Here is a 12,963-nt window from a genome sequence, read left to right as displayed (position 1 = left end):
ACTTACATTTACTGTAAATTTCGTAATCTTTGACGATACTGAGTTAAATGAATGTCAGCGTCCTCTTCACAACAGGAAAAATCCTTACTAATTTCTTGATTCAAGCTCCCCATTTCGCGATAACCCTTCATTAAGCCATCGATAACTTTTGGATCATCAAAAAAATAGTTGATTGCAATCTCAACTGCCGCACTTTCGGATATTCCCACTGTCGAGCTGAATTGTGCCAAGCGATCCGCAATTCGGTCGTTGATCATAACTGAAAAATGCTTCGAATTAGCTGCTTTTTCCATTTGTATTTTCCCCTATATGCTCCAGATTACTGTACTGTCTAATATAACATGAAATCAGTAAAAAATCATACATATTTTCGCCGTAATCGCGAACTGAACCCACAAATGACCTCATAACTAATGGTGTTGAGGTAATCAGCCACATCGTCAGCCGAAATTGATGCTGACCCGGACTTGCCAATAATCGTCACCTGAGTGCCATACTCATATTGCTTGGGGAGGCGAATCATGAGTTGGTCCATACAAACGCGGCCAACAATTGGACAAAAGTTGCCATCGACCAACACAGAAAAGCCCTGCATCGCACGGGGGATTCCGTCAGCATAGCCAACCGGAATCGTCCCAATCCATTGATCGGAGTCTGCGGTATACGTCGCACCGTAACCAATTGAGCGACCCTTTTTGACTAATTTTGAAAAGGTGAGTTCTGTCGTTAACGACAACGCCGGTTGAAGTGCATATGGCAGCTTCGTAATTTCTCGACCCGAGGGGTTCAGGCCGTATGCAGAGATGCCGTAACGAATCATATTACCGTCACACACTTGATGCCATAAACTCGTTGCAGAATTAGCCACATGAACGTACCGGGGCCGCTTGTCGACAACTGACATGAAGTCTTTGAAATTTTGATACTGGAACTTGAAATAGTCGTCATCCGGACTATCAGCGGTTGCAAAATGGGTGAAGATTCCCTCAAACAATAAGACATCCGAATTGGCCTTAAGTAGTGAAAGTGCTTCTTTAAGCTCGTCAGGTGTCTGAAATCCGATCCGACCCATTCCGGTATCCAAAGCCAAATGAATCTTCAAAACGGACTGATGATCGGCAGCTTTTAAAAGATGGGCGGCCTTTTCAATCCAATCCGTTGAACCGACCGTCAGTGAGATGTTATTTTGAGCGGCAATTACGGCTACTTCAGGGTCGGTAATCCCCAACACTAAGATCGGCTGAGTCAGCCCCGCATGTCGCAGTTCCAAAGCTTCATCCAAAATGGCCACACAAAATCCGGTCGCACCGGCTTTTTCAGCAGTTCGGGCAACTTGAACAGCCCCATGACCATACCCGTCGGCTTTAACCACCTGAAATAATTCGGTTCCGTTCTCCAAACGGTCTTTGGCATTTTTGATATTTGAATACAGTGCGTTTAAATCAATCACCAATTGTGCATTTCGTAAATTTCCGACTGTCATGAACTAACCCCGATTCTCTAGAATAACTTGGGTAACAACAATGTCATCGGTATGTGAAATCGATACAAATGCGTTGCCGTCAAATGGCTGTTTGGAAAAATATGGTTTGCCATTTTCGTTGTTAACAATACATAAATCATGAAATCTAACCTGTGACCCCAAACCTGAACCATAGGCTTTGGAATATGCTTCCTTTGCCGAAAAGCGCCCGGAAATGTATTCAAAACGACGTTTATCAGACAACTGGGCAAGCTGGGTCATTTCATCATCAGTCAGGATACGTTTGGTAAAGTGTTCGTTGCGCTCAACTGCAGCAACAACTCTTCTGATATCCGTTACATCAATCCCAATTCCTGCAATCATTTATAATCCCTCGCAAACCAAAAAGATAGGACAATCGTACCACAAAATAAAAAGGATTGTCTCAACGAGAGACAATCCTAAATAATTATTAACTATTTTTGATGGTAAAACGTCGCTTCTTGTTATTGCTGCCTGAGCGCTTATCACTATGCTTACGATCATTTGATCCTTCATAATGACCACGGTTATGGCTTGAATTCCGATCGCCATTACGACGATTCTTAGAACCCTTGTAATGACCACCATGACCGCCACCGCGACGATCGTTTCGATGGCCACCACCATGATGACGTGATAATGGGCGTTCTGGCGTAATCTTAACCTTCACATTGTCACGGGTAATATCGTTCAACAATGCGGCAACCAAATCGGTTGCTTCGTACTCTTCAAGCAGCTTGTCAGCCATCTTTTCGTACTTATCAGTATTTGTCTTCTTAATTAAGTCGGCAATATCTGATTCAGCTGAATTCAATTGACCCACAAAGGCTTCTTGAATCGTTGGTGGCTTCAAAGGCAGCATCCGCACCTTGGTTAATTTTTCGATTTCTCGAAGGTAATCCATTTCGTTTGGCGTTGCAAAGGTGATTGAAACACCATGCTTACCGGCACGGCCGGTACGACCTACACGATGGACATAACCATCAGGATCTTGAGGAATATCGTAGTTGTAAACATGGGTCACACCGGAAATATCAATTCCACGGGCAGCCACATCGGTTGCAACCAAGATATCAATCTTGCCAGCTTTGAATTCCTGCATGATTTGAGTTCGACGAGCTTGCGTCAAATCGCCGTGAAGCCCAGCTGCTTTGTAGCCACGTGCTTCCAGACCCTTGGAAACTTCATCAACCCGGCGCTTAGTCCGACAGAAGACGATTGTGACTTCAGGATCTTGAACATCGAAGAACCGAGTCATCGTATCGAACTTCTCGTATTCTTTGACACGAACGTAGTACTGATCGATTAAATCAGTGGTCAGTTCCTTAGCTTTAATGGTGACTTGTTGAGGATCGTTCATAAACTGAACCCCAACCCGCTTGATTTGAGCAGGCATGGTAGCTGAGAACAGCAAAGTCTGACGTTCTTTAGGCGTTTGCTTAATGATATCTTCAATATCATCAAGGAAGCCCATGTTTAACATTTCATCTGCTTCATCTAAAACTAATGTCTTAACGTGCTCTAACTTTAAAGTATGACGTCTAATATGATCAAGAATTCGGCCGGGAGTTCCAACCACAATCTGTGGGTGGCCCTTCAAAGCGTTGATTTGACGGCGAATATCTGCACCACCATAAACAACTTGGACTTTAGCCTTTTCATCTTTTCCTAATCGATAGATTTCTTCTTGTGTCTGGATGGCCAGCTCTCTGGTTGGTGAAATAATCAGAGCTTGAACATTTGGGTTGTCAAAATCAATCTTCTGTAAGATTGGTAAACCAAATGCGGCGGTCTTTCCAGTTCCGGTTTGAGCTTGACCGATAACATCCTGACCCTTAAGGACCATTGGGATGGTTTCAGCCTGGATTGGCGTTGCTTCTTCAAAACCACTGTTGGAAATAGCTGTTAGTAAGTGGTCTGATAATCCTAATTCACTAAACTTCAAATATGTTTCCTCCTAAATTTGAAACAATCAAGGTTCCGCGACCAACTGGGGAAAAATCCGTTTCCCGGAATGCGTTGGCCACTTGACCTACAATCATTTATTACAAAATAACCTTTTTAGTTTACACCGTCATTTAACATTAAGCAAGTCAAACGGGCAAACTTGTCACTTCGTCGGTTTAGCAACCAACTTGGCGACAACATTTTCAAGATGCAAGCCATGACTTGCCTTGAGCATCACTTCATCGTCCGGCGTTAAGTCGGACTCGAGGTCTTGGCTCAGCTGATCCAGCTGATCCGCACGGTAATAATGCAGATTCTCTGGGGCAAAAACCGGCTTTAACTTAGTATACAACGCACGCATATCGTCGCCAATCAAATAAATCACCGAAATCAGTGCCGGATCGATACTATCCGCCAAAGAGGCGTGCATTTCCTCCGAGTGGTCGCCAAGCTCCAGCATGTCGCCCAACACAGCAATTCGCCGACCATTTGTCTCAGTGGCCTTGAACGCCCTTAAAACCTCTTTAGCAGCCGTTGGATTGGAATTATAGACGTCGCTTAAAATCCGTTCGCCCTTTTTGCCTGTCAGCCACTCCGTTCGATTCTTAGTCAAATCAAATTTCGCTAGCTTTTGCTGCATAATGGTTGGATGAATTTGAAAGATTCGGCCAACCGAAATCGCTGCCAAGGCATTATTCACGTTATAATCCCCCATCATTGGGATCGTAAAGGAAATCTCCGGCCACAGATTGACATGAAACTCGGTCGCGTATTGCCCGTCCTGTGAATCAAGTGCATAAACATCATTTTGGGGATTTCTGCCAAAGGTTGATTGTGCAACATCGACCGTCTCCGCACGTTGCCGTAGCAGCGGCTCATCGCCATCGTACACAAAATACCCATCGGCCTTTAATCCATGGGTGATTTCCATTTTAGCATCGGCAATTTTATCGCGCGTCCCAAAAAACTCAATGTGCGCTTCGCCAATCATGGTGATGATCGCAACGTCGGGCTGCGCTAATTTGGATAAGAAATCAAGTTGTCCGGGACGATCCATCCCCATCTCAACAACCAAAAATTCCGTATTGGATTCCATTTGCAGAATTGTATACGGGACGCCAATTTCATTATTAAAATTATCATGGGTTTTCGTGACGTGAAATGTACTTGAAAGAATGGCAGCCACCATATCTTTAGTGGTTGTTTTTCCGTTGCTGCCGGTCACGGCAATCACTCGCGGATTAATTTTATCCAGATAATACTGGCTGAGTTCTTGAAAGGCCGCTAAGGGGTCATCAACCACCAAGGCCGGAATTTTCAGCGGTAGCCGGTCAACGTGTTCCTTTGACCAAAGCGTGGCGACCGCCCCACCAAGTATTGCATTGTCGATGTAGTCATGGCCATCGTGTTCACCTGCCAGAGGGATAAATAATTGTCCCGCCTGCATCTTGCGGGTATCGAAACAAACCCCCGTGACTGGTCGATTCAGTAACTGATCATTGAAATTATCTATGTTGGCATTAATTGCCTTTGCAATCTCGCCAATCGTCATTTTCATTTATTTGCGCTCCAATTATAAAATAGTGTTCTTCAATTATAACAAAAAAACAAACGGCTAAACACCCGCCGTTTGTTCCTGCCATTTTAAATCCCATTTTGATGTTTGCAGATTATAACTTAAATCACCCGCATAGACGGTATTTTCGTCAACAGTATCAGTTCGAAGAATAATCGAAACTTTATCCGGATCCTTCAAAATTCGAAGGGGAATATGATAGGTTCGAGTCCGCTCCCGTAAGGCACCAAATGAAATGAAGAGCCCATCGTTAGACTTGGTAATCAGATCAAGCAAAATTTCCCGGTCGATATCTTTAATTGAAAAGGGCCGCAGAAAAACCCGGAGTGTATTGTGGGTTTCTCGTAAATTACGTTTGATCGCAATTTCTAAAACGTGATTAAAATCAGAAAAGCGTCGGTAGTACGACCGAATTGTGCCGTTGTCTTGGCTAAGGTAGATATAGTGGTTGTTTAATTTCGACGAAAATGGTCGGCCCATCGGTGTTCCCATGTGCGCCAAATAAAGAAGCTCCGCAATTTCAAACGGAGAAAGATTGTTAACGGAATCTTCCGAGTCAAAATCAATGAATTTCTTTTTTTGGTCCGGATTCTTGAGTAAATAGGTGCGAATCTCTCCGGTTCCGGCAATTAAGTTAAACTTAGAATGAGAATTATACCCATTGGCAGCTTGTTGATCATTGTTTAATAAAATGATGTTTTGTGGCAATTCATCCAAGCCGTTAATAAAATCAGCCGCAGTGATCCCCGATGAGAGAATCATGTTGGAAATCGGATTCGTATTTATGAAAATCAAATTGCCCTTCATTGTTTTATTACCCCATATTTATATCTAAATTTATTGTACTACCCCAGACAATATATGTCTTAAAATTAAATCAGAAATGTATTAGTTTGCCCTTTTACCAATTCATTGGTAACATTATTGTTAACGTAACGATAGTGTGAGGTTATTAATATGACGAATGTCTTATTTGTCTGTCTTGGCAACATCTGCCGGTCTCCAATGGCGGAAGTCATGTTCAAAAAGATGGTTCAAGACGACAATTTACAAAATAAAATTCACGTTTCTTCTGCTGCCATCAGTGTCGAAGAACAGGGAAATCCACCCCACCCCGGGGCGATTGCCGAGTTGGCCAAGCATGGTCTTTCCGTCGGCAACAAAACGTCTCAGCCAATCACCAAAGCGGAATTTGACCAATCGGATTACATCATCGGCATGGATAATCAAAACATCTATTATCTCAACCAGATGGCCCCGTTTGCGGATCGACGAAAGATTTTTCTTTGCTATAATATTATTCCTGGCAAGGAAGGAACTGATATTCCGGATCCTTGGTTTGATCACAAATTCGATCGAACATACCGGCAACTGTCGGAAACCCTGCCAAAATGGTTGGATAAAATTAAAGCACAACTAGACTAACTGTTGACGGGCCCCAATAAGGCTCGTTTTATTTTGGGTGAGGCTTGATTGAGTAAATAACTTTTTTGAAGTTTCCCCCGAATCATTAACCGACCGGCACCAGTCGCGTCACAGGTGATCAACGTCACAATTGAGCGCTTGGTTTGGCGGACAACATCCACTCGAGTCGCGGCAATAAATTCACGCCGGTAGACTTGATATTGATAAACGTGCTTGAGATCACTGAGGTAGACTTTGTCCCCAACCCGGGTTTTAAAGTATAACGGGCCAAATAAGACGTGACGGTTCACCATGTGATGGCCGGCAAGTGGATAGTTTCCTTTCCCCATTCGTTGATCCGGGCGCATGGTTCCAGCTGCCAGTGCCAAGGTTGAGTTGGCAACGCCTAAGCCGATTGGTAGGTGAATGCCGGCGTTTGGGACAAGAATTTCACCAATGACTTCAATTTTGTCAGTATTCATTCTCGCCCGCGCGGCAGTTTGAAAGTCCAACGATTTTACTTTTTTGAAATTATAGCTGACATTTTGTTTATGGCGCTTGCTGTCCGCTTTTTGCCGCTTCTCAGTCTGGGTCACTGTTTGGCGGGTGACTTTTGGATCATACGATTTAATAATCGTATTTTTAATTGGTCGGTTAAAAATCATCCCGAGTGCTACAATGACCAGCAACGCAAAAATCACGTTGATCACGATTTTTTTCAGGAGTCCTGTTTTCATAAATACCTCCACCGTAATTGAATGAATCATCTAATTTTGAAATCTATAAAGGAGGAACCTCATTGTCAACCAAACAAGTTGGTCCTAATTCCTGGCGGCGCAATTTAGCCGTTCTTTGGTTTGGAACCTTCATGGCAGGAATTGGTTTTAGTGAAATCATGCCATTTCTGTCACTTTACGTCGATTCGCTGGGACGCTTTTCCCACGATGAATTAAGCCTATACAGTGGCCTGGCGTTTGCAGCCAGCTACTTGGTAACCGCCATCGCCTCTCCTCTTTGGGGAAAATTAGCAGACCGGACCGGACGAAAACTCATGTTAATCAGGGCCTCAGCCGGAATGGCGGTGGTCTTCATTTTAATGGGGCTTGTCACCAACGTCTGGCAGCTCATTGGACTGCGCCTACTGCAAGGTGTCTTCTCAGGATATATTAGTAATGCCAACGCCCTGATTGCCACCCAGGTTCCAAAACGCCGCAGTGGACAGGCATTGGGAACACTGGTTACCGGAAACGTTTCGGGCGCGCTGCTTGGACCTCTGCTAGGTGGCACGTTGGCCTCGTTATTCAGTTATCGGGTCACGTTTTTCATCACCGGTATTTTATTTATTGGCGTCTTTTTGATCACGGCATTCTTGGTTCATGAAGATTTCAAGCCCGTCGCCAAATCGAAAATGCTCGATACCAAAGGGGTCATCACCGAGTTGGGAAATGCGAAATTAGTCTTTGGTATGTTCATCACCACGATGATCATTCAAGCCGCTAATAACTCTATCGTCCCAATTTTAGCATTATATGTCCGTCAAATCATGCATAACAGCCCGACGACGACGTTTTATAGCGGAATCGTCGCTGCGGTACCCGGAATTGCAACATTGGCTGCTGCCCCCGCTCTCGGCCGTTTAGGAGACCGGATAGGTGCCGACCGCATTTTAATCATTGGCTTTGTGTTTGCAATCCTGGTCTACGTGCCAATGGCGTTTGTGACAAACGTCTGGGAACTGATTGGGTTGCGCTTTCTGATCGGAATTGCCAACGCATCAATGCTTCCCGCCGTCCAATCGATTCTGGCGAAAAATACGCCACCCCACGTAACTGGACGGGTGTTTAGCTGGAATCAATCCTTCCAAGCGATGGGAAATGTCGCCGGCCCAATGATTGGCTCCGTGGTCGCGACATCGTTTGACTACGCTGGTGTCTTCATTTCAACCGCCGTTCTTGTGGTCATCAATTTGACTCTAGTCTTCAATCACACCCGCAGTATGAGAAAGGCCCGCCGGATGAATATAGACTAATAAAATCACTTTTATATCGTACCATTTAACGTTAAGCAAGAGTTGGACAATCAAACAGATTTGTCCAGCTCTTGCTTTTTAAAATAAAAAAAGCGCGGAACAATTAAGTTCCCCGCTCTTTTGAAAATAGTTATTTGTCTGTAAGTCCGTATTTCTTGTTGAAACGATCTACGGCACCATCTGCTTGAGTAAACTTTTGCTTACCAGTGTAGAATGGATGTGAATCAGATGAAATTTCAACACGAATCAATGGGTATGTGTTGCCATCGTCCATCTTGATTGTTTCGTCTGAGGTCTTAGTTGATCCTGAGATAAACTTGAACCCGGTAGATGAATCTTGAAATACAACTTGTTGATATGCTGGATGAATTCCTTTTTTCATTATATATCGCTCCTTTGCCCTGAATCAATCTGATGACCCAGAGATTATCGATTAGTCAACTTTGTTAGTGTACCATAAATTAATTAGTCAATCAATCATCAATTGACTCTTTCTTCAACTTCTAATGTGACGTCTGCGCCAACGCCTCGAAGCTTGTCGACGATGTTGCCGTAGCCCCGAAGAATGTTATCCGCGTGACAAATTTCAGTCGTCCCATCTGCCATCAAACCGGCAATAACCAGCGAAGCGCCGGCTCGGATTTCCCCTGCCTGAACTTTGGCGCCGGTCAGTTTAGGGGAGTGATCAACGACAATAATGCCTTCATCAGTATCCTCTGACTTAATTTTGCCGCCGAGTTTATTTAATTCGGTAATATGCTTAATGCGTTTTGGATAAATCGTATCGATAATGACGCTTCTGCCATCGGCCTTAAATAATAGAGGTGTCAGAGGCTGCTGAAGATCTGTCGCAAAGCCGGGATACGGCATTACTTTGATTCGAATTGGTTTAAGATGATGCGATGGCCCAACGTAAATACTATCTTCATAAACGGTTAGGTCACAGCCCATTTCCTCTAATTTGGCAACAAACGCTTCCAGATGTTCTGGAATGATGTTGGTAATTAAAATGCCATCGCCAACTGCGGCAGCAAGTGAGAGATAAGTTCCGGCTTCGATTCTATCGGGAATAATAGTATGGGTATTTCGAGCCTGAAGGGTTGGGACGCCTTCGATACGGATAACGTCAGTTCCGGCTCCTCTGATATTTGCGCCCATGTTGTTCAAGAAAGTGGCAATATCAATGATTTCCGGTTCCTTGGCAGCATTGCCAATCACAGTCGTCCCCGGTGCTTTAACGGACGCCAGAATGGTGTTGATGGTCGCACCAACTGAAACGATATCTAAAAAGATTTGCGCCCCATGAAGACCGTCCGGCCCCGTTTTGATGGTCACCGTTCCGTCGTGCTCACTGACTTCGGCACCCAAAGCTTTAAAGGCCTTGATATGTTGATCAATTGGCCGCGGCCCGATATTATCACCACCGGGAAAGCTCACAGTTGCCCGTTGAAATCGACCCAAAAGTGCGCCCATAAAATAATAGGATGCCCGCAAACTCTTAATTGCTTTGCTGGGCAATGGCGCTTCAACAATATTGGTTGGATCAATCGTTAGGACATCGCCCTTAAACTCAGACGAAACGTTCATGGACTTTAAAATTAGCATTAAATTGTGAACATCTAAAATGTCTGGGACAGAGTCGAATCTAACGGGTGTATCCGCCAAAATTGCTGCGGGAATCAGGGCAACTGTGCTATTTTTAGCACCGCCGATCGAGATCTCTCCGGATAGCCGTTTGCCTCCATCTATGATTAATTTACTCATCGAAACTTTCCTCACTTTGTGTATTCGCACATTTTTCATGTCAAGAAATATATTATCCAAAATAGCTGCAAAATACAAGACCTCTGCTTGAATTATACAATTTGTAACAATTAAAACAATTGTTAAGTACAACCAATCGGGCCACCGCATGCAAGAAAGCTTCACATGGCAGTCAACACCAACGATTGTTACAAGAAGAGTGTAGAACAAATATCGGCTCGTCTTATGGCATCAAAAAAGGCGGGGCCGAGTCAAAAGTCGACACTTTTGCCCCAACCTCGCCTTGCGATTTTTGGTTAGTTATTTTTTTCAAGATATAAATCATTGGCTGCAGCGACAAAGTCTTTGAACAACCCTTCTGGTCGGTTAGGACGAGAAATGAACTCTGGGTGATACTGTGAACCAACGAAGAAACGGTTCTTCGGAATTTCAACCACTTCAACCAAGTGATTGTCTGGAGATGTTCCTGAGATAACCATCCCATTTTTCTCCATAGCGTCACGGTACGCATTGTTAAATTCATAACGGTGACGGTGACGTTCTGAAATCACGTCAGCATTATCGTAGGCTTTTGCAGCAACAGTACCCGGCTTCAACTTGCATGGATAAGCACCCAATCGTTGCGTGCCTCCCATATCATGAACATCTTCCTGGTCAGCCATCAGATCGATCACGTTGTGCTTGGTCCGTGGGTTCATTTCAGTTGAATTAGCATCTGGGTGACCTAGGACGTCACGAGCAAATTCGACACACGCCATCTGCATGCCAAGGCAGACGCCCAAATATGGAACATCCTTTTCACGGGCATACTTGATGGCCGTAATCATCCCTTCAATACCACGATCGCCAAATCCGCCTGGCACAATAATGCCATCAGCCGGCGCAAGCAATTCGGAAACGTTATCCGGGGTAATTTTTTCTGAATCAAGCATTTCCAAGTCGATATCGGCATCTACCACGTAGCCGGCATGTTTGAGCGCCTCGGCAACGGAAATATAGGCGTCTTGTAAGCCAACGTACTTTCCAACCAACGTAATGTGGATGGTCCGCTTTAAATGTTGAACGTGATGTTCCAATTGCTTCCACTCGTTCATATCGGCGACTGGCTTTGTAATGCCAAAGTGGTCGAGGATTTGTTGATCCATTCCCTGCTTTTGTAAATTCAATGGAATCGTGTACAGGGTTGGCACGTCAAGAGATTCAACAACCGCCTGTGGCTTAACGTCACAGAACAATGAGATTTTCTTACGCATTGAGTCGGTAATTGGCTTTTCAGAACGAACAACCAACAAGTTTGGTTGAATTCCCAATCCCCGCAGCTCTTTAACACTGTGTTGGGTTGGCTTGGTCTTCATTTCGCCGGCAGCTCGGAGGTAAGGAATCAAGGTCGTATGGATGTAAAAGACGTTCTCATCGCCGACTTCGGTCTTCATTTGCCGAATTGCTTCCAAAAATGGCAGTGATTCAATATCACCAACAGTTCCACCAATTTCGGTAATCACGATTTCGGCATCGGAAACTTTGGCGGCTCTCATAATCTTTTCCTTGATCATTCCCGTAATGTGAGGAATTACTTGAACAGTGGCGCCAAGATAATCACCATGACGTTCTTTTCGTAAAACTTCATCGTAAATCTTACCAGTGGTGACATTGGAGTATTTATTCAGGTTATTATCAATAAACCGTTCATAATGGCCAAGATCCAGATCGGTTTCAGTGCCATCATTTGTGACAAAAACCTCTCCGTGTTGGTAGGGATTCATCGTGCCTGGGTCGACGTTGATATATGGATCAAACTTTTGGATCGTGACGTTTAACCCACGATTTTTCAATAGTCGGCCTAGTGATGCTGCAACGATTCCTTTTCCTAAGGAAGAAACAACGCCACCAGTTACAAAAATATATTTGGTCATTATATAATCCTCTCCTCTTGATAGTTAGCCGGGGAATTCACAAATAAAAAAATCCCTATCCAAAAAGTGAATAGGGAACAATTTAATCATCGTTCAGATGTCCTTGAAACTCAAGGAGCCCAAAAAATATAATACATACTTTTTAATTATTAGTCAAGAACTAATGGTCGTCTTTTGAATTGAAGTCATCGTCATCATCGTCTAATGAATCGTCATCATTCAACTCGTTCAACTGACCTTCAATTCCGTCCGGTAAGTCATCGTCATCGGTATCATCGGAATCGATGTCTTGAAGATCCTTGTTATATTTACCCAGATCTTCTGCTTCATCATCTGAGTCTTCATCATCTTCAGGTTCGTCTTCAAAATCATCGTCGTCTTGATCTTCTGGATCATCATCATCGTAATCAATGACATCGTCATCGTCAGAAGCATCGGCAAGAAAGGCATTAACCTTACGGCGCTTTTTGCGCTTTGGCCGATCTTCGTCTTCTTCTGTATGGACAGTTGCTTCATCAATGGATTCATAAGGGTACCAAGTTCGTAAGCCCCAAAGATTGTCACCAAGAGAAATAAAGCTGCCATCAATGTTCAAATCAGTATAAAATTGCGACAAACGGTCACGAATTTCTTTGTTACTATCGCCTAAATACTCCTGGACCGCATTGGCTAAATCAGCAAATGGCATGGTGTCCCCACGTTTTGCCAAGATTGCGTGTGCGACCTCGATCATCGATAGTTCATTTTTGTTTTGGCCTTTAAAGACTTCTAATTCCAAACTGGTACACGTCCTTTCAACAGTCTAACAACAGTCTAAAAATCACTA

13 protein-coding genes are annotated in these 12,963 nt (G+C 44.0%); 2 read left to right on the top strand and 11 right to left on the bottom strand.

Going from position 1 to position 12,963, the window contains the following annotated elements; all coding sequences use genetic code 11:
• Positions 1 to 8: 8 nt before the first annotated feature.
• From FC51_RS08840 to FC51_RS08815, 6 genes are all read right to left on the bottom strand, one after another.
• Positions 9 to 293 carry a hypothetical protein gene (locus tag FC51_RS08840; RefSeq protein ID WP_057908926.1) on the bottom strand — a complete coding sequence of 95 codons (285 nt, stop codon included), beginning with the start codon at positions 291 to 293 and terminating at the stop codon, positions 9 to 11.
• Between the two features lie 65 nt (positions 294 to 358).
• Complete coding sequence (gene alr, locus FC51_RS08835) at positions 359 to 1,483, bottom strand: alanine racemase (protein WP_057908927.1); 1,125 nt, start codon at positions 1,481 to 1,483, stop codon at positions 359 to 361.
• Positions 1,484 to 1,486: 3 nt separating this feature from the next.
• On the bottom strand, positions 1,487 to 1,846 hold the full coding sequence (acpS, locus tag FC51_RS08830; RefSeq protein ID WP_057908928.1) for a holo-ACP synthase: 360 nt from the start codon (positions 1,844 to 1,846) through the stop codon (positions 1,487 to 1,489).
• 88 nt (positions 1,847 to 1,934) lie between these two features.
• The gene (cshA, locus tag FC51_RS08825) at positions 1,935 to 3,449 is read right to left on the bottom strand and encodes a degradosome RNA helicase CshA (protein ID WP_057908929.1); all 1,515 of its coding nucleotides are present in this window, start codon (positions 3,447 to 3,449) and stop codon (positions 1,935 to 1,937) included.
• Positions 3,450 to 3,614: 165 nt separating this feature from the next.
• Positions 3,615 to 5,009, bottom strand: a complete 1,395-nt coding sequence (locus tag FC51_RS08820) for a UDP-N-acetylmuramoyl-tripeptide--D-alanyl-D-alanine ligase (protein WP_057908930.1) — start codon at positions 5,007 to 5,009, stop codon at positions 3,615 to 3,617.
• A 57-nt stretch (positions 5,010 to 5,066) separates the two neighbouring features.
• Positions 5,067 to 5,834, bottom strand: a complete 768-nt coding sequence (locus FC51_RS08815) for a hypothetical protein (protein ID WP_057908931.1) — start codon at positions 5,832 to 5,834, stop codon at positions 5,067 to 5,069.
• A gap of 150 nt (positions 5,835 to 5,984) precedes the next feature.
• Here FC51_RS08815 and FC51_RS08810 point away from each other — a divergent pair, with 150 nt between their 5' ends.
• Complete coding sequence (locus tag FC51_RS08810; protein WP_057908932.1) at positions 5,985 to 6,452, top strand: low molecular weight protein-tyrosine-phosphatase; 468 nt, start codon at positions 5,985 to 5,987, stop codon at positions 6,450 to 6,452.
• On the opposite strand, the gene FC51_RS08805 is transcribed toward FC51_RS08810, so the two are convergent.
• Entirely contained in the window at positions 6,449 to 7,168 is a 720-nt protein-coding gene (locus tag FC51_RS08805) for a class A sortase (protein WP_057908933.1), read from the bottom strand. The genes FC51_RS08810 and FC51_RS08805 overlap by 4 nt on opposite strands.
• Before the next feature lie 62 nt (positions 7,169 to 7,230).
• Between FC51_RS08805 and FC51_RS08800 the strand changes: the two genes are divergently transcribed.
• Complete coding sequence (locus FC51_RS08800) at positions 7,231 to 8,460, top strand: multidrug efflux MFS transporter (RefSeq protein WP_057908934.1); 1,230 nt, start codon at positions 7,231 to 7,233, stop codon at positions 8,458 to 8,460.
• Between the two features lie 130 nt (positions 8,461 to 8,590).
• Here FC51_RS08800 and FC51_RS08795 read toward each other — a convergent pair whose 3' ends face one another.
• The 4 genes from FC51_RS08795 to rpoE form a co-directional block, all read right to left on the bottom strand.
• A complete protein-coding gene (locus FC51_RS08795; RefSeq protein ID WP_057908935.1) occupies positions 8,591 to 8,842 on the bottom strand; it encodes a type B 50S ribosomal protein L31 in 252 nt (83 codons plus the stop codon).
• Between the two features lie 98 nt (positions 8,843 to 8,940).
• Positions 8,941 to 10,224 carry a UDP-N-acetylglucosamine 1-carboxyvinyltransferase gene (locus FC51_RS08790; protein WP_057908936.1) on the bottom strand — a complete coding sequence of 428 codons (1,284 nt, stop codon included), beginning with the start codon at positions 10,222 to 10,224 and terminating at the stop codon, positions 8,941 to 8,943.
• 296 nt (positions 10,225 to 10,520) lie between these two features.
• On the bottom strand, positions 10,521 to 12,137 hold the full coding sequence (locus tag FC51_RS08785; RefSeq protein ID WP_057908937.1) for a CTP synthase: 1,617 nt from the start codon (positions 12,135 to 12,137) through the stop codon (positions 10,521 to 10,523).
• A 160-nt stretch (positions 12,138 to 12,297) separates the two neighbouring features.
• Positions 12,298 to 12,915, bottom strand: a complete 618-nt coding sequence (gene rpoE, locus FC51_RS08780; RefSeq protein ID WP_057908938.1) for a DNA-directed RNA polymerase subunit delta — start codon at positions 12,913 to 12,915, stop codon at positions 12,298 to 12,300.
• Between the last annotated feature and the right edge of the window lie 48 nt (positions 12,916 to 12,963).

The organism is Lentilactobacillus parabuchneri DSM 5707 = NBRC 107865 (assembly GCF_001435315.1).
GTDB lineage: Bacteria > Bacillota > Bacilli > Lactobacillales > Lactobacillaceae > Lentilactobacillus > Lentilactobacillus parabuchneri.
This window is presented reverse-complemented; position numbering and strand designations above follow the sequence as displayed.

Excerpts from the sequence above, each read along its gene's own strand:
- FC51_RS08810 (WP_057908932.1), top strand. The coding sequence starts at position 5,985 with ATGACGAATGTCTTATTTGTCTGTCTTGGCAACATCTGCCGGTCTCCA.
- FC51_RS08840 (WP_057908926.1), bottom strand. The coding sequence starts at position 293 with ATGGAAAAAGCAGCTAATTCGAAGCATTTTTCAGTTATGATCAACGAC.
- FC51_RS08820 (WP_057908930.1), bottom strand. The coding sequence starts at position 5,009 with ATGAAAATGACGATTGGCGAGATTGCAAAGGCAATTAATGCCAACATA.
- acpS (WP_057908928.1), bottom strand. The coding sequence starts at position 1,846 with ATGATTGCAGGAATTGGGATTGATGTAACGGATATCAGAAGAGTTGTT.
- FC51_RS08785 (WP_057908937.1), bottom strand. The coding sequence starts at position 12,137 with ATGACCAAATATATTTTTGTAACTGGTGGCGTTGTTTCTTCCTTAGGA.
- FC51_RS08815 (WP_057908931.1), bottom strand. The coding sequence starts at position 5,834 with ATGAAGGGCAATTTGATTTTCATAAATACGAATCCGATTTCCAACATG.
- FC51_RS08805 (WP_057908933.1), bottom strand. The coding sequence starts at position 7,168 with ATGAAAACAGGACTCCTGAAAAAAATCGTGATCAACGTGATTTTTGCG.
- FC51_RS08795 (WP_057908935.1), bottom strand. The coding sequence starts at position 8,842 with ATGAAAAAAGGAATTCATCCAGCATATCAACAAGTTGTATTTCAAGAT.
- alr (WP_057908927.1), bottom strand. The coding sequence starts at position 1,483 with ATGACAGTCGGAAATTTACGAAATGCACAATTGGTGATTGATTTAAAC.
- FC51_RS08790 (WP_057908936.1), bottom strand. The coding sequence starts at position 10,224 with ATGAGTAAATTAATCATAGATGGAGGCAAACGGCTATCCGGAGAGATC.